This is a genomic window from Polymorphospora sp. NPDC050346 (genome assembly GCF_040655695.1).
GTDB lineage: Bacteria > Actinomycetota > Actinomycetes > Mycobacteriales > Micromonosporaceae > Polymorphospora > Polymorphospora lycopeni.
Genome location: NZ_JBFAKM010000029.1, coordinates 87,649 through 103,240, shown reverse-complemented (window position 1 = coordinate 103,240; position 15,592 = coordinate 87,649). Strand labels below are relative to the sequence as shown.

15 protein-coding genes and 1 riboswitch are annotated in these 15,592 nt (G+C 73.6%); of the genes, 11 read left to right on the top strand and 4 right to left on the bottom strand.

Going from position 1 to position 15,592, the window contains the following annotated elements:
• Positions 1–76 precede the first annotated feature (76 nt).
• Positions 77–625: a hypothetical protein gene (locus AB0I42_RS26265; RefSeq protein WP_357541074.1), complete on the bottom strand. Its 549-nt coding sequence runs from the start codon at positions 623–625 to the stop codon at positions 77–79.
• Positions 626–783: 158 nt separating this feature from the next.
• On the bottom strand, positions 784–1,185 hold the full coding sequence (locus AB0I42_RS26260) for a helix-turn-helix domain-containing protein (protein WP_357541058.1): 402 nt from the start codon (positions 1,183–1,185) through the stop codon (positions 784–786).
• A 119-nt stretch (positions 1,186–1,304) separates the two neighbouring features.
• Here AB0I42_RS26260 and AB0I42_RS26255 point away from each other — a divergent pair, with 119 nt between their 5' ends.
• The 4 genes from AB0I42_RS26255 (at position 1,305) to AB0I42_RS26240 (ending at position 3,548) form a co-directional block, all read left to right on the top strand.
• Complete coding sequence (locus AB0I42_RS26255) at positions 1,305–1,679, top strand: VOC family protein (RefSeq protein WP_357541056.1); 375 nt, start codon at positions 1,305–1,307, stop codon at positions 1,677–1,679.
• A gap of 150 nt (positions 1,680–1,829) precedes the next feature.
• A complete protein-coding gene (locus tag AB0I42_RS26250; protein WP_357541055.1) occupies positions 1,830–2,201 on the top strand; it encodes an STAS domain-containing protein in 372 nt (123 codons plus the stop codon).
• Entirely contained in the window at positions 2,198–2,968 is a 771-nt protein-coding gene (locus tag AB0I42_RS26245; protein WP_357541054.1) for an ATP-binding protein, read from the top strand. The genes AB0I42_RS26250 and AB0I42_RS26245 overlap by 4 nt, the downstream gene beginning before the upstream one ends.
• A gap of 67 nt (positions 2,969–3,035) precedes the next feature.
• A complete protein-coding gene (locus AB0I42_RS26240) occupies positions 3,036–3,548 on the top strand; it encodes a MarR family transcriptional regulator (RefSeq protein ID WP_357541053.1) in 513 nt (170 codons plus the stop codon).
• A gap of 11 nt (positions 3,549–3,559) precedes the next feature.
• On the opposite strand, the gene AB0I42_RS26235 is transcribed toward AB0I42_RS26240, so the two are convergent.
• Positions 3,560–3,907: an STAS domain-containing protein gene (locus AB0I42_RS26235; protein ID WP_357541052.1), complete on the bottom strand. Its 348-nt coding sequence runs from the start codon at positions 3,905–3,907 to the stop codon at positions 3,560–3,562.
• A 210-nt stretch (positions 3,908–4,117) separates the two neighbouring features.
• Between AB0I42_RS26235 and AB0I42_RS26230 the strand changes: the two genes are divergently transcribed.
• Positions 4,118–4,414 carry a hypothetical protein gene (locus tag AB0I42_RS26230; protein WP_357541051.1) on the top strand — a complete coding sequence of 99 codons (297 nt, stop codon included), beginning with the start codon at positions 4,118–4,120 and terminating at the stop codon, positions 4,412–4,414.
• Between the two features lie 269 nt (positions 4,415–4,683).
• Positions 4,684–5,778, top strand: coding sequence for a helix-hairpin-helix domain-containing protein (locus tag AB0I42_RS26225; protein ID WP_357541050.1), 1,095 nt, complete (start codon positions 4,684–4,686; stop codon positions 5,776–5,778).
• Positions 5,779–5,895: 117 nt separating this feature from the next.
• Here AB0I42_RS26225 and AB0I42_RS26220 read toward each other — a convergent pair whose 3' ends face one another.
• Entirely contained in the window at positions 5,896–6,885 is a 990-nt protein-coding gene (locus tag AB0I42_RS26220; protein WP_357541072.1) for an NAD(P)-dependent alcohol dehydrogenase, read from the bottom strand.
• A gap of 180 nt (positions 6,886–7,065) precedes the next feature.
• Between AB0I42_RS26220 and AB0I42_RS26215 the strand changes: the two genes are divergently transcribed.
• The 5 genes from AB0I42_RS26215 to gcvP all read left to right on the top strand — a co-directional run bounded on the left by AB0I42_RS26215 (position 7,066) and on the right by gcvP (position 15,581).
• On the top strand, positions 7,066–8,220 hold the full coding sequence (locus AB0I42_RS26215) for a sensor histidine kinase (RefSeq protein ID WP_357541049.1): 1,155 nt from the start codon (positions 7,066–7,068) through the stop codon (positions 8,218–8,220).
• Complete coding sequence (locus AB0I42_RS26210) at positions 8,217–8,882, top strand: response regulator transcription factor (RefSeq protein WP_357541048.1); 666 nt, start codon at positions 8,217–8,219, stop codon at positions 8,880–8,882. Before AB0I42_RS26215 ends, AB0I42_RS26210 begins: the two co-directional genes overlap by 4 nt.
• A gap of 198 nt (positions 8,883–9,080) precedes the next feature.
• On the top strand, positions 9,081–10,016 hold the full coding sequence (locus AB0I42_RS26205; protein ID WP_357541047.1) for a hypothetical protein: 936 nt from the start codon (positions 9,081–9,083) through the stop codon (positions 10,014–10,016).
• A gap of 138 nt (positions 10,017–10,154) precedes the next feature.
• Complete coding sequence (gene lon, locus AB0I42_RS26200; protein ID WP_357541046.1) at positions 10,155–12,488, top strand: endopeptidase La; 2,334 nt, start codon at positions 10,155–10,157, stop codon at positions 12,486–12,488.
• A 55-nt stretch (positions 12,489–12,543) separates the two neighbouring features.
• Positions 12,544–12,640, top strand: a riboswitch (glycine riboswitch).
• Between the two features lie 79 nt (positions 12,641–12,719).
• On the top strand, positions 12,720–15,581 hold the full coding sequence (gene gcvP / locus AB0I42_RS26195) for an aminomethyl-transferring glycine dehydrogenase (protein WP_357541045.1): 2,862 nt from the start codon (positions 12,720–12,722) through the stop codon (positions 15,579–15,581).
• Positions 15,582–15,592: the final 11 nt, after the last annotated feature.

The following is a 15,592-nucleotide window of genomic DNA, read 5'->3' as shown; positions in this document are numbered from 1 at the left end:
GGTCGGTGTGCCACGACCGGCCCCCGTCCACGCGGGTCCGGCGGTGGTTCCCGGCGCCGGGAACCACCGCCTGCGTTCACTTCAGCCACGGCATCCGCTGGACCAGGGGCAGCCGGCCCCAGACCCGGCCGAGGCCGAGGGTGTCGCCGGCACCGTAGAGGGCGAGCCCGACCAGGACGGTGGCGTTGACGAGGTGGTCGTCGAGGAACGGGTTCGTCTCCGGGGGCAGCACCGCGGTCCACATCATCACGTAGAGCAGGGCGCCGGAGGCGGCGGCGACCCGGGTGCCGATGCCCAGGATGAGGGCGGTGCCGATCGCGGCCAGCCCGACCATGAACAGGGTGTCGGCCCAGACGGCGCCGGCGATGCCGTTGTAGAAGCCGGTGAACGGTCCCTTCGCGGCGTTGCCGAGGAAACCGGCCGTCGGGTGGCCGCCGTTGATCCAGGCCCGCTCGGTCGGGGTGCTGAACCCGAGGCCGAAGGTCTTGTCGACGAACGCCCACAGGAAGTACCAGCCCAGGGCGAGTCGGACGACGGCGAAGACGTAGCGGGTGGCTTTCTGGCGGGGGGTTTCGACGGTCCCGGTGGCCGGCTCGGTGGCGGGTCGGTTCGCCATCGCGGTCATGGTGTCCACGTCCTCTCGTACCGGCCGGTGAGGGTGGCTCCCTCGTGGCCACCTCCATTGGACGCCGGGGTCGGGTACCCGCACGAGGGTCGGCGGTCCGCGCCGACCCGGGACTTTCGACCCGTAACCACCCGGCCGTCCGGTCGCGCGGTCCGGCCTCAACCGGTCGGGCCGGACCGGGTACGGGCGGCGAGGATCTCGGCGAGGTGTCGCCGGCTCCAGTCGCACATGCCGTTGACCACGTCCCGTAGCCCGCGACCGGCGGCGGTGAGCCGGTAGTCGACCCGGGGCGGCACGGTCGGGTGGACCGTCCGGGTGACGATGCCGTCGCGTTCCAGGGCGCGCAGGGTCTGGGTGAGCACCTTGTGGCTGATCCCGGGCAGTTCGCGCCGCAGTTCGGCGAAGCGCAGCGTGCCGGGCGCCAGCGCGTTGACGGCGTCCAGCGCCCATTTGGTCCCGATGACGGCGAACACCTCCCGGGCGGTGGCCTCGGCCGCCGCCCGTACCCCGGTCGGGTCCGTGCCGTCGCCGGCCGGCCCGGCCACGTCCCGCTCGGTCACCGCTCGTCCCCTCTCCCGCGGTTACCGGAAAGTGCGTACTTCCCGCCCGCTCCACCCGCTCCTAGCGTTCCACGGGCAGGCGCGGACGCCGCCGCGCCGCCGGACGGAAGGGCACCTCGATGGCGATTCTGAAGACGTACGCCCGGCTCTGGGTCGACGACCTGGACCGCGCGCTGCCGCTGCTGCGGGAACTGGTGGGCGCCGCGCCGGACCTGCGGTTCGCGTTCGGCGGGGTGGAACTGGCGGCCATCGGCGACTTCCTGGTCATCGCCGGGCCGCCCGAGCAGCGGGCCCGCTACGCCGACGCCAGCGCCACGGTCGTCGTGTCCGACCTCGACGAGGTGGTCGCGCTGCTGGCCGCGCACGGCGGCCGGGTGACCGTACCGGTCGCGACCAGCGAGACCGGCCGGTTCCTCTACGCCCGGCACGACGGCGGCGCGCAGGTCGAGTACGTCGAGTGGGTGCCCGAACTCGTCGCGCGGATCGTCGGCTAGCGGCGTGGCGGGCGGCCCGATGGTCATCCGGCCCGACCCGACGGATATCGTCACGTGGACGGATGCGTGCAGGCATGCACGGAGCTTGTCGGAGGTGGCTGTCGTGGGGGCGGCCGCGGGCCGGCCCGTCGCGCCAAGCAGGGGAGCCGCGTGTTCAACGTCCAGGTCGGCCATCCGGTCGCCGACACCTGCGTGGTGACGCTGTCCGGTGAACTCGACATGATGTTCATCGGCCGGCTACGGGAAATCGTCGACGGTGCCTGTCCGGTGCCGGATGTCCGTTGGGTGGTGGTCGACCTGCACCGGGTCAGCATGATCGACTCGAGTGCGATCAAGGAGTTGGTGGAGGCGCACTACGCCGCCGCCGGACGGGGTCAGGTCCTGCTCGTCCGCAACGCCCGCGGAATGGTCGACCGGGTGCTGCGCGTCGCCGGGGTCTCCGCCGCACTCGGCATGCCGCCGCCGTCGGCCGGGACCGTCTATCCCGGACAGTCCGGACCCGCCGTCCGGGGCGAGCGGTGACCGCCGCCGCCTGCACCGTCGGCCGCGACTTCGCCACGGGCATCTCCACCATCACGGTCAACGGACAACTCGACGAGTCCGCCCTCGTCGGCCTGATCGCGGCGGTGCGGCGCGCGATGCTGGACGCGCCGCTGGCCATCGTCGTCGACCTGGACGACGCCCGGATCGTGCGCGCCACCGCGCTGCGTACCCTCAGCGAGGTCGTCGCGCCCGGCCGGACCTCGACGCAGCTGCTGCTGTGCGCCGAGCCGGCGAGCGCCACCGGACGCATCGTCTACCGGATGCTGGGCCGCCTGTTCGACATCTGTCCGGCGGTGCCCGACGCGGTGGCGGTGGTGACCCGCCGGCCGAGCCCGGCCGGCCGCCGGCACCGGCTGTTGCCGGCCCACCCGTCTTCGGCGGCGGTGGCGCGCCGTACGGTGTCGGCCGCCTGCCGCGACTGGCGGTGTGACGACCTCACCGACGACGCCGTCGTCATCACCTCGGAACTGGTCAGCAACGCCATCGAGCACGCCGGTACCGAACTCGACCTGACCGTGGCGCAGGTCGGCGGGACGGTCTGGCTGGGGGTTCGGGACCGCGACCCGCGTGGGCCGCACATGCCGCCGCCCGACTCGTTCCCCGACGGCCGGGCCTGGCGCGGTCGCGGGCTCGCGATCGTCAACGTGCTGGCCCGGGACTGGGGATTCGCCGAGGCCGACGACGGCAAGACCGTGTGGGCCGCGGTGGGTCCGGAACCGGCGAGGTGGCCGCTGCCGGCGTCGTGACGCCGGGCGGCGTGGCGGTCGTGCCGGGCGGACCGGTCAAGTGTGCCGCTATGCGAGGATTGCCCCCGTGAGCCTATCCACGGAGTCGCCGGGCTCCACGGTCAGCGGCGTCAATACGCTGGTCGACGGCCTGTCGGCGCTGGCCCGGGTGCTGGTCGGGATGACCGCGCACACCCTGACCCGGCTGGACGTCGACATCACCCTGCCGCAGTACCGGATGCTCGTCCTGCTCGTGTCGAACGGGCCGCGCCGCACCGTCGACCTGGCGGCGGACCTCGGCGTGCACCCGTCGACCGTCACCCGTACGTCGGACCGGTTGATCCGGCGCGGCCTGGTCCGTCGCGAGCACCGCGAGCAGGACCGGCGGGTCGCCTGGGTCGGCCTGACCAGCGAGGGCTGCGCGCTGGTCGCGGCGGTGACCCGGCAGCGGGCCGGCGAGATCCGGGCGCTGGTCGAATCGGCCGGCGTCGGCGACCCGCGGTCGCTGGCGTCGGCGCTGCAGGCGCTGGTGGCGGCCTCCGGCGAGGCACCGGAGGCCCAGTGGTGGGACCGCTGGGCGCGCTCCGCGATCCGCCCCTGAGACGGGGCGGGTCAGCGTACGCCGTCGGGGTCGCCGAGCGGCGAGTCGGTGGGCAGGCCGAAGAGCCCGAGCAGCCCGGTGGCCCAGATCTGCCGGCGGACGAACGGCGACAGGTTCTCCAACACCAGCCTGGCACCGCTGACCGTGGCGGCCTTGTGACAGGCGACGAGTTCGCCGATGCCGGTCGAGTCGATGAAGGTGACGCTGGCGAGATCCAGCACCACGGACTCGGGACGGGACCGGGCCAGGGTGGCGATCACCGTGTCGCGTACGTCGCCCACGGTGGCCAGGTCGATTTCGCCCTCGAGGATGAAACGGACCTGGGTTCCCGAATCGATCTGGCGGATCAGCAACTGCACGTCGCACCTCCCGCGCAGTGACCGATCATGGACGGGTAAGCCTGTATATATGCAATCATCCTGGACGTCACGTTACGCTACCGCGGTCGGTTTGCGCCACAGTCTCACGCGTGCCCGCCCGGCCCGGCCACGTCCCGCCGCAGGTGTCGGGGGCGTAGGCGTGCGTCGAAGTGTCCGTCCGGTACACCGTAGCCGGCTTATGGTCGTCGGGTGACGGTCTCACCCGACGACGCCGAACTCGGCGCGGACACCGCGGTCGACTCCGCCGTCGACGGGGACGTGGCGGCCGACGCGGACATCGACGCGGAGTCCGGTGTCGACGCCGAGCCCGGCGAGAACGTGGCGGTCGACGCCGAGATCGGCACCGACCCCGCCGGTACGGGGCTCCCGACCTCCGAGGGGCCCGGGTTCGACCAGGACGGCGGGACCGGCTACGTCGTGGACGACGACCTGCCCGGCGACGACGGCAGTGGCGGCGCGTCCGGTGGCGCGGGCGACGGCACCTGACAATTGCCGGCGCGCCTCCCGGAAAAGGCCGGACGCAATTGTGTTTCCGGACCGTGAACGATTGTGCCGCGTCATTAGGTGCCACGCCCGTCCCGGACCGGTGTGTCGGCCGAATCAACCCGACCAGCAGCAACGGGGCACGAATGCTTGCGTGCCGTAGTTGATTCGTCACCGGACGACCGGTGTGGTTGCTTTGTCGGAAGCACTCGATGTATGCGAAGCTGCGGCGAGATTTCGCGCTTCCGGCGCATTCATCCAGGAGGTCTTCTATGGCGTGGTCGTTCGCGCATTCCCTGATACTCGGTCTTGCCCTGCTGGTCGGCGTCGCGGTCGGCTGGTTCGTGTGGGGGCGTAGCCCACGCGCCCCGGAAACCGGCGTACGTGGCGCCGCCGACGCCAAGGCCGCCCCGACCGGCACGCTGCCCCCTGTCGTACCGGTCCCGACCCCGCCCGTCGACCCCGCGCCGGCCACCGCCGCGCCGGTCGACACCGCACCCGACGCCACGACGGCGGACCTCACGCCGGCCGCCACCCTGCCGGCGATCACCCCGCCGGCCGTCGCGCCCGCCGAACCCGTCGTGTCCGAACCCGTCGCGCCCGCCGAACCCGTCGCGGACGAGTCGGCTGAGTCGGCCGGGCGCCCGGCCACCGGGCCGGCCGTCGCCGTCGACCCGGAGCCCGCCCCGGTCGAGACCGAGCCCGCCCCGGTAGCGGACCGGCCGGCCGTGCTGGACCCCGAGCCGGTGGCGGCGGCGAAGTCGGAGCCCGAGCCGGTGGTCGAGCCGGTTCCGGCGGCGAAGTCGGACCTGGAACCCGAGCCGGTCCCGGTCGTGGCGGCCGAGCCGGTCCTCGAGCCCGCCCCGTCGGGGAAGCCGGCCGCCGTGGTCGACCCCGCGCCGGTCGCCGCCGTCGTGTCGGAGCCCGAGCCGGAGGCGGTCGTCGCGGCCGAGCCCGCCGCCACCGAACCGGTCGAGCCCATCGATCCCGTTCCCGCCGAGCCGGTCGCCGTGACGCAGCCGGAGCCGGTAGCGCCGGTCGCGGTGTCCGACCCGGAACCGGTTGCCACGCCGGTCGCCACGGTGGAGCCCGAGCCGGTGCCGGCGGCGGTCGTCGTACCCGCGCAGCCGGTCGGGACCGACCCGGTCGAGCCGGCCGACGACCTGCGCCGGATCGAGGGGATCGGACCGAAGACGGCCGCCGTCCTGACCGCGGCCGGAATCCGCACCTACCGCCAGCTCGCCGACAGCGACGAGGAGACGCTGCGCGGCACGCTGAAGGCGGCCGGAGTACGGATGACGCCGAGCGTGGCCGCCTGGCCGCAGCGGGCACGGACGCTGGTCGAGGTGACCGAGCCGGTCGCCTGAACCGCGACATCGCGCCGCCGGTGGCCGGGGACACCACACCCACCGGCGGCGCACCCGGTCGGGCCGGTCGAGATCCGCATCGTCACCCGCGCCTCGCCGCCGACTGACCGGCACCGGTCACCCGGCGCAGGTGATGACCACCTTCGCCCGGGCGTGCTCCACCTCCAGGTAGCGGATCGCGGCGGGTACCTCGGCCAGCGGGTAGGTCCGGTCGATGACCGGGGTGACCTGTCCGGACTCGACGAGGTCCCGTAGCGTCGCCAGGTTCTTCCGGCCCGTCACCGCGGCCGGCGCGACGATCCGGTGCCGGACGAACGGCGACAGCGCCCGCGCGCGGGCGAACAACCCCAACGGTCCGACCAGGCTGCCGCCGTCGGACATCCCGCCACCGGACAGGACGAGCGTCCCGCCCGGTGCCAGCGCCCGCCGGCAGTCGGTCAGCGACCGGTTGCCGACCAGGTCCAGCACGACGTCGTACGCCGGCCCGTCGCGGGTGAAGTCCTCCCTGGTGTAGTCGACGGTCCGGTCGGCGCCGATCGACCGGACCAGGTCGACGTTCCCGGTACGGCACACGCCGGTCACCTCCGCGCCGAACGCCTTGGCGAGCTGGACGGCGAACGTACCCACGCCACCGGACGCCCCGTTGACCAGGACCCGCTGCCCCGGTTCCACCCGGGCCGCGTCCCGCAGGCAGACGAGGGCGGTGCACGCGGCCACCGGGATCGCGGCCGCCTCGGCGAAGGTGAGATTGGCGGGCTTGCGCGCGACGTGCCGGTCCGGGACGGACACGTACTCGGCGAACGCGCCGTCGGTGGGACCGGTGTCGCCGTACACCTCGTCCCCGGGTCGGAATCCGGTCACGGCCAGGCCGACCGCCGCCACCCGGCCCGCGAAGTCCCGGCCCCGGATCCGCTGCCTCGGCCGCAGCGCCCCGAACGACAGGCGGGCCAGGTACGGGTCGCCGCGCATCACGTGCCAGTCGTACGCGTTGACCGCGGCCGCGTGCACCCGGACCAGCACCTCGTCGTCGCCGACCGCCGGCCGGCCGATCTCGCGCAGCCGCAGGACGTCCGGTGCGCCGTACCGGTCCTGCACGATCGCCTTCATCAGCTGTGTCGTCATGGGAGACAGCGTGTCGGGGGGGCGGTGGATGCCACGTCGGGCGGTCGACGGTGCCGCCCGTACGCCCGTCGGGGTAGCACCGGGCCGCCGGTACCCCGCAGGAGGTAGTCGTGTCGCCTCCGTCGGGGCGGCCCGATCCGGAGGCCGCACACCTACAGTGTTCGCATGACCAGGTCCAGCCATCGACCGGCGTCGCGGCCCGGCCCCGGCCTGGCGTTGCTGACCGCCGTCGTGCAGCCGGCGGGCACCGCGATCGCCGCCGGCGGCGATCCGTCGAGCGTGGGGGTCGTCGGGTACGCGCTGCTGATCGTCAGCGGACTCGCGCTGGCCGACCGGCACCGGTTCCCGCGCCGGAACTTCGTCATCGTGGTCGTGGCGATCCTGGCGTACCACCTCCTGGACCGCCCGGCCGGTCCGACGTTCCTGGCACCGATGATCGGGCTGTCGGCCGCGATCGCCGCCGGGCACCGCCGGCTGGCCTGGACCGTGGTGGCCGCGGCATACACCGTGTGGGGCTTCGCCGGCGCCGCGACCCTGAACCAGGCGTTGACGGCGGCGGCCCTCGTCGCCGGCGCCGGCGTCCTCACCGAACTCGCCGCCGCCGCCGGCCGCCCGATCCGTACGGCGCTCGCCGAGCAACGCCGGCTCACCGAGGAGCGCCGCCGCCGGCAGGCCAGCGAGGAACGGCTCCGGATCGCCGCCGAACTGCACGACGTACTCGGTCACCACCTCTCCCTGATCAACATCCGGGCCGGGGTGGGCCTGCACCTGATGGACCGTGAACCCGACCAGGCCCGGGTCGCGCTCGACACGATCCAGCAGACCAGTGCCGAGGCGTTGCGCGAGGTCCAGGCCGTGCTCAACACGCTGTACCCGACCGGCGACGCGGCGCCGCGCGCGCCCGCGCCCGGCCTGGACCGCCTCGACGGGCTGACCGCCGACGCCGGCCTGCCGACCCGTACGGTGGTCGACGGCGAACCCCGGCCGCTGCCGGCCGCGACCGACCGGGCGGCGTACCGGATCGTCCAGGAGGCGCTGACCAACGTCCGCCGGCACGCCGGCCGGGCCGCCACCGCCACCGTCTCCATCGGGTACGGGCCGGACGCGCTGGTGGTCCAGGTCGACGACGACGGCGGGGGACGGGAACCGGCGTCGATCCCGGCCGGCAACGGGATCAACGGTATGCGCGAGCGGGCCGGCGCGCTCGGTGGCTCGTTGACCGCCGGGCCGTCGCCGGACGGCGGCTGGCGGGTACGCGCCAGCCTGCCCCTGACCAAGGAGGACACCACGACCGCCCGCACCCCGCAGGCCGCCCCGTGATCCGCGTCGTCCTCGCCGACGACCAGGCCCTGGTCCGGGCCGGCTTTCGGGCACTGCTCGACGCCGAGCCGGACATCGAGGTGATCGGCGAGGCCAGCGACGGTGCGCACGCGGTGCGGCTGGCGCGGCAGACGCGCCCGGACGTCATCCTGATGGACATCCGGATGCCGGGTGTCGACGGCCTCGCCGCCACCCGGCAGATCGCCGCCGATCCGACCCTGTCCGGGGTCCGGATCGTCGTGCTCACCACGTTCGAACTCGACGAGTACGTCGGCGAGGCGCTGCGGGCCGGGGCCGCCGGGTTCCTGGTGAAGAACACCCAGCCGGCCGAACTCATCCGGGGCGTCCGGGTGGTGGCCGCCGGCGACGGCCTGCTGTCGCCGAGCGTCACCCGGCGGGTGATCGAGCAGTTCGCGCTCCGGACCGCCACCCCGCCGACCCCGCACCGGCTCGCCGAACTCACCGACCGGGAACGGGAGGTGGTGGGGCTGGCCGGCACCGGCCTGTCCAACGACGAGATCGCCGCCCACCTGAGGATCAGCCCGGCCACGGCCAAGACCCACGTGTCCCGCGCGATGGTCAAGCTCGGCTCCCGGGACCGCGCGCAACTCGTGGTGTTCGCCTACGAGGCGGGCCTGGTCCGCCCCGGCTGGCTGTCCTGACGGCCGGGATCTCCGCCGCCGGGCGGGGCGGTGGTTCCGCCCGGGGGCGGGGTCTCCGATTCCAGCGACGGAGCGACAGATTGTCTTCATCGGACCGACAGATAGCCAGTAGTGGATCTACGGCCGTCGAACACTGATCGGAGCTCGTATGTACGTCCCCGCCCGGTGACGCGGGGACCGACTCCCAGGTGGGCGCCCATGAGTACCACGCAGACCGGCAAGACCTCCCTTCCTCTCCAGCTGGAGCAGCGGCCCCGGACCGGTGTGATCATCGGGTGGAGCGTGGCCGCCGGCATCCTGTTGTCGATCCTGTGGTCGTTCGAGTTCGTCGACTCGGTGATCGGCGACAACGTGGCCAACGCCCTGCTCGGCCACGACGCCAAGGAGACCGCGATCGCCGGCACCGCGGCCGGGTTGCTCTTCGCCTTCGTCTCCGGCCTCGCCGGTACCTTCACCGCCTGCAACATCGCCGTGGCCGCCTCGGTCGGGCCGATGGGCCAGGCCGGCGCGGCCCGGGGCGCTCACGACGGTCCGGTACGCGCCCTGCTGCGCCCGGTCGGCTGGCTGACGCTGGGCATGGTCGTCGTCTCGGCGGTGTACGGCTTCGTCGGGGTGCTCCTCGGTGACCGGCTGCCGCAGCTGTCCACCGAGACCGTCGGTGACATGCCGGTCCGCATCATCCAGTCGTCGGTTGTCTTCGGCCTCATCGGGCTGGCGCTGACGTACCTCGGTCTGGCCGCGCTGAAGGTCGTGCCGGACCCGTTCGCGAACCGGCCGGTGGCCCGGGTGGTGACCCTCGGCGCGTTGATCGGCGGGTTCCTGATCGGCCGGCCGTACCCGCTGTTCAACAAGCTCTTCCACTGGGCGGTCGACACCGGCAACCCGCTGTACGGCGCGGGCGCGTTCGTGCTCCAGTCGCTGGGCAACGTCGTCGTGGTGACCGCGCTGTTCGCGCTGCTGATCGCCGGCACCCGGGGCCGGTTCCTGCGCTGGCTGTCCGAGAGCCCGGTCCGGACGACCGTCATCACCGCGTCGCTGCTGATCGCGCTCGGGGTCTTCACCGTCGTCTACTGGGACCTGCGGGTGCCGGCCATGTTCGGCTTCGGCTGGTTCCCGATGATGCCGTACCGCTGAGCCACCCGGATCCGGCCCCGCCGGCGACGCACCACGTCGCCGGCGGGGTTCGGCTGTGGCCTGCGTCACTACGGGAACATAGGGCACTGTTTGTAACTTGAGTGGAGCAAGCTCAACTCAATTGATGGCAGGTGCTCGATGGCAACTCTTCCCGTACTGCCGCTGACCGACGACGTCCTGCTCCCCGGCATGGTCATCCCGGTGACCCTCGACGCGACCACCCAGGCCGCCGTCGACGCGGCCCGGGCGACCGGCGACAAACAGGTCCTGGCCGTGCCCCGCGTCGACGGTGAATACGGCCCGGTCGGCGCGGTCGCCACGATCGAGAAGGTCGGCCGGCTGCCCAGCGGCGAACCCGCCGCCGTGGTCCGCGGCCTGTCCCGGGCCCGGATCGGCTCCGGCGTACCAGGCCCCGGCGCCGCGCTCTGGGTCGAGGCCACCCCGCTGACCGAACCGGCACCCGCCGGCAAGGCCCGCGAACTCGCCCGCGAATACAAGGCCCTCATGACCGCCGTGCTCCAGCAGCGCGGCGCCTGGCAGGTGATCGACGCCGTCGAGCGGATGACCGACCTGTCGGAACTCGCCGACTCCGCCGGCTACGCCCCGTGGCTCACCGTCGCCCAGAAGTCCGAACTGCTCGCCGCCGGCGACGTCACCGCCCGGCTCGAACTGCTCGTCGGCTGGGTCCGCGACCACCTCGCCGAACAGGAGGTCACCGAGCGGATCAACACCGACGTACGCGAGGGGCTGGAGAAGTCGCAGCGCGACTTCCTGCTCCGCCAGCAACTCGCCGCGATCCGCAAGGAACTCGGCGAGGACGAACCGGACGGCTCCGCCGACTACCGGGCCCGCGTCGAGGCCGCCGACCTTCCCGAGAAGGTACGCGAGGCGGCGCTGCGCGAGGTCGGCCGGCTGGAGCGGGCCAGTGACCAGTCCCCGGAGTCGGGCTGGATCCGCACCTGGCTCGACACCGTGCTGGAGATGCCGTGGTCGGTGCGTACCGACGACAACACCGACCTGGCCGCGGCCCGCGCGGTGCTCGACGCCGACCACGCCGGACTGTCCGACGTCAAGGACCGCATCCTGGAATACCTGGCGGTGCGCAACCGGCGCGCGGAACGCAACCTCGCCGTCGTCGGCGGGCGCGGCTCCGGCGCGGTGCTGGCCCTGTCCGGCCCGCCCGGGGTCGGCAAGACCAGCCTCGGCGAGTCCGTCGCCCGGGCGCTCGGCCGCAAGTTCGTCCGGGTGTCGCTCGGCGGCGTCCGCGACGAGGCCGAGATCCGCGGCCACCGCCGCACCTACGTCGGCGCGCTGCCCGGCCGGATCGTGCGGGCGCTGCGCGAGGCCGGCTCGATGAACCCGGTCGTCCTGCTCGACGAGGTCGACAAGATCTCCGCCGGGTACGCCGGCGACCCGGCCGCCGCCCTGCTCGAGGTGCTCGACCCGGCGCAGAACCACACGTTCCGCGACCACTACCTCGAGGTCGACCTCGACCTGTCCGACGTGCTGTTCCTGGCGACCGCGAACGTCGTCGAGGCGATCCCCGGCCCGCTGCTGGACCGGATGGAACTGGTCACCCTGGACGGCTACACCGAGCAGGAGAAGGTCGCGATCGCCCGCGACCACCTGCTGCCCCGGCAGGTGGAGCGAGCCGGGCTGACCGCCGACGACGTCACCGTCGACGACGCGGCCCTGGCCCGGATCGCCGGCGAGCACACCCGGGAGGCCGGCGTACGGCAGCTCGAACGCGCCCTGGCGAAGATCCTGCGCAAGGTCGCGGTCAGGCTCGCGACCGAGCCCGGCACGGTGGCGGTGACCACCGACAACCTGGCCGGCTACCTCGGACGGGCCCGGTTCACCCCGGAGTCGGCGGAGCGTACGGCGGTCCCCGGCGTCGCGACCGGTCTCGCGGTGACCGGCGCCGGCGGCGACGTGCTCTTCATCGAGGCGACCAGCATGGAGGGCGAACCGGGGCTGACCCTGACCGGTCAGCTCGGCGACGTGATGAAGGAGTCGGCGCACATCGCGCTGTCCTACCTGCGCTCGCACGGCCGGGAACTCGGCCTCGACCCGAACGCCCTCGCCGGCCGGCGGATCCACCTGCACGTGCCGGCCGGGGCGGTGCCCAAGGACGGCCCGAGCGCCGGCGTCACCATGGTCACCGCGCTGGCGTCGCTGGCCTCCGGCCGCCCGGTACGTCCCGAGTTCGGGATGACCGGCGAGGTGACCCTGGCCGGCCGGGTGCTGCCGATCGGCGGGGTCAAGCAGAAGCTGCTGGCCGCGCACCGGGCCGGGCTGACCGAGGTGGTCATCCCGGCGCGCAACGAACCGGACCTCGACGACGTGCCGGCCGAGGTGCGCGCGGCGCTGACCGTGCACACCCTCGCCGACGTCGCCGACGTACTCGCGCTGGCCCTGCGGCCGGCGGAGGAGGCCGGCCGGCGCGACGGGGCGGTGCTGGCCGCCGCCTGACCCGGGTCTAGATCATGCGGGTGGTGCCGGCGCTGGTAGCGTGGCCAGTGCCGGTACCACCCGCGCGGGAGAGACCACCTGGCGAAACCAGGCGGCGCCGAAGGGGCAACTCCTCCCCGGAACCTCTCAGGCAAAAGGACCACGCGGGCAGGCGCTCTGGAGTCGACGCGGATCATCCGCGCCGGTGACAGAAGGGGAGGCCGCCTCGTCGACCTCGCCCGGGAGATGCCTGTGAGTACCAGACCTTTCGCCGACCGTCACATCGGCCCCGACGCCGCCGCCGAGCGCCGGATGCTGGAAACCGTCGGCTACGACTCCGTCGACGAGCTGATGGACGCCGCGATCCCCGAGGTCATCCGCTGGCACGACGGCCTCGACCTGCCGCCGGCCGCGACCGAGGCCGAGGTGATCGCCGAACTGCGCGACCTGGCCGCCCGCAACACCGTCGCCGTCTCCATGATCGGCCTCGGCTACCACGGCACCCACACCCCGGCCGTCATCCGCCGCAACGTGCTGGAGAGCCCCGCCTGGTACACCGCGTACACGCCGTACCAGCCGGAGATCAGCCAGGGCCGGCTGGAGGCCCTGCTCAACTTCCAGACCATGGTCACCGACCTGACCGGGCTGGCCACCGCCAACGCCTCCATGCTCGACGAGGGCACCGCCGCCGCCGAGGCGATGACGCTCGCCCGCCGCGCCTCGAAGAGCAAGAGCCCGGTGTACGTCGTCGACGCCGACACCCTGCCGCAGACCGTCGCCGTCATCCGGACCCGGGCCGAACCGCTCGGCATCGACGTACGCGTCGTCGACCTGGACGCCGACGAGCTGCCGGCCGACTTCTTCGGCCTGCACCTGCAGTACCCCGGCGCGTCCGGCGCGGTCCGTGACCACGCCCCGCTCGTCGAGGCCGCCCACGCGGCCGGCGCCCTCGTCGCCGTCGCCGCCGACCTGCTCGCCCTGACCCTGCTGCGCCCGCCCGGCGAGATCGGCGCCGACATCGCCGCCGGCACCACCCAGCGGTTCGGCGTACCGATGGGCTTCGGCGGCCCGCACGCCGGCTACCTCGCCGTCCGCGCCGGCCTGGAGCGGATGCTGCCCGGCCGGCTCGTCGGGGTGTCCCGCGACGCCGACGGCGCACCCGCCTACCGGCTCGCGTTGCAGACCCGCGAGCAGCACATCCGCCGGGAGAAGGCGACCAGCAACATCTGCACCGCCCAGGTGCTGCTCGCCGTCATGGCCGGCATGTACGCCGTCTACCACGGGCCGGCCGGCCTGAAGGCGATCGCGGAACGTACCCACGACATGGCCGCCCGGCTCGCCGCCGGACTGCGCGCCGGCGGGGTGACCACCGCGCACGCCACGTTCTTCGACACCGTGACCGCGGTCGTGCCCGGCCGGGCCGGCGACGTGGTCGCCGCCGCCGCGCGGCGCGGCGTCAACCTGCGGCTGGTCGACGCCGACCGGGTCGGGATCTCCTGCGACGAGACGACCGTCGAGGCACACCTGACCGAGGTGTTCGCGGCCTTCGGCGTGGTCGCCCCGACCGAGCCCGCCACCCCGGTGCAGCCCACCGACGCAACCCTGCCGGCCGCCCTGCTGCGCACCAGCGACTACCTGACCCATCCGGTCTTCTCCCGGCACCAGTCGGAGACCGCGATGCTGCGCTACCTGCGCCGGCTGTCCGATTCCGACTACGCGCTGGACCGCGGCATGATCCCGCTCGGCTCCTGCACGATGAAGCTCAACGCCACCACCGAGATGGAACCGGTGAGCTGGCCGCAGTTCGCCGACCTGCACCCGTTCGCCCCCGCCGAGCAGGCCGCCGGCTACCGCGACCTGGTCGCCTCCCTGGAGGGCTGGCTCGCCGAGGTCACCGGCTACGACGCCGTCAGCGTCCAGCCGAACGCCGGCTCGCAGGGCGAACTCGCCGGCCTGCTGGCGATCCGCGCCTACCACCTGTCGCGCGGCGACACCGGCCGCGACGTCTGCCTGATCCCGTCGTCGGCGCACGGCACCAACGCCGCCAGCGCGGTGATGGCCGGCATGCGGGTCGTCGTGGTCGCCTGCGACGCCGACGGCAACGTCGACCTGGTCGACCTCGACCGCCGCATCGAGCAGCACCGCGACACCCTCGCCGCCATCATGGTCACCTACCCGTCGACGCACGGGGTGTACGAGACCGGCATCGCCTCGCTGTGCGCCAAGGTGCACGACGCCGGCGGCCAGGTGTACGTCGACGGCGCCAACCTCAACGCCCTGCTCGGATACGCCAAGCCGGGGCGGTTCGGCGCCGACGTGTCGCACCTCAACCTGCACAAGACGTTCTGCATCCCGCACGGCGGCGGTGGGCCGGGCGTCGGGCCGGTCGCCGTACGCGCGCACCTGGCCGCGTTCCTGCCCGGTGACCCGCTGGCGGCGGCCGGCGAGGGGGAGTCCGGCGGTGCGGCGACCCGGCCGGCGATCTCGGCGGCCCGGAACGGCTCGGCCGGCATCCTGCCGATCCCGTGGGCCTACCTGCGGATGATGGGACCGGACGGGCTGGCCCGGGCGACCGGGGTGGCGGTCCTGGCGGCGAACTACGTCGCGGCCCGGCTGCGCGCGCACTTCCCGGTGCTGTACGCCGGCAACAAGGGGCTCGTCGCCCACGAGTGCATCCTCGACCTGCGGCCGCTGACGAAGGCGACCGGGGTCAGCGTCGACGACGTCGCGAAGCGGCTGATCGACTACGGCTTCCACGCCCCGACGATGTCGTTCCCGGTCGCCGGGACGCTGATGGTGGAGCCGACCGAGAGCGAGGACCTGGCCGAGCTGGACCGGTTCTGCGACGCGATGATCGCCATCCGGGCCGAGATCGACAAGGTCGGTTCGGGGGAGTGGCCGAAGGGGGACAACCCGCTGTCCAACGCCCCGCACACGGCGACGATGGTGACCGGCGACGAGTGGCCGTACGCCTATCCGCGCTCGGTGGCGGCCTTCCCGGCCGGGGTGGACCCGGCGGCCAAGTACTGGCCGCCGGTGCGCCGGATCGACGGCGCGTTCGGTGACCGCAACCTGGTCTGCGCCTGCCCGCCGCCGGAGGCGTTCGAGCAGTGACCGCCGGTCAC

Excerpts from the sequence above, each read along its gene's own strand:
- AB0I42_RS26265 (WP_357541074.1), bottom strand. The coding sequence starts at position 625 with ATGACCGCGATGGCGAACCGACCCGCCACCGAGCCGGCCACCGGGACC.
- AB0I42_RS26255 (WP_357541056.1), top strand. The coding sequence starts at position 1,305 with ATGGCGATTCTGAAGACGTACGCCCGGCTCTGGGTCGACGACCTGGAC.
- AB0I42_RS26225 (WP_357541050.1), top strand. The coding sequence starts at position 4,684 with ATGGCGTGGTCGTTCGCGCATTCCCTGATACTCGGTCTTGCCCTGCTG.
- AB0I42_RS26220 (WP_357541072.1), bottom strand. The coding sequence starts at position 6,885 with ATGAAGGCGATCGTGCAGGACCGGTACGGCGCACCGGACGTCCTGCGG.
- AB0I42_RS26215 (WP_357541049.1), top strand. The coding sequence starts at position 7,066 with ATGACCAGGTCCAGCCATCGACCGGCGTCGCGGCCCGGCCCCGGCCTG.
- AB0I42_RS26205 (WP_357541047.1), top strand. The coding sequence starts at position 9,081 with ATGAGTACCACGCAGACCGGCAAGACCTCCCTTCCTCTCCAGCTGGAG.
- lon (WP_357541046.1), top strand. The coding sequence starts at position 10,155 with ATGGCAACTCTTCCCGTACTGCCGCTGACCGACGACGTCCTGCTCCCC.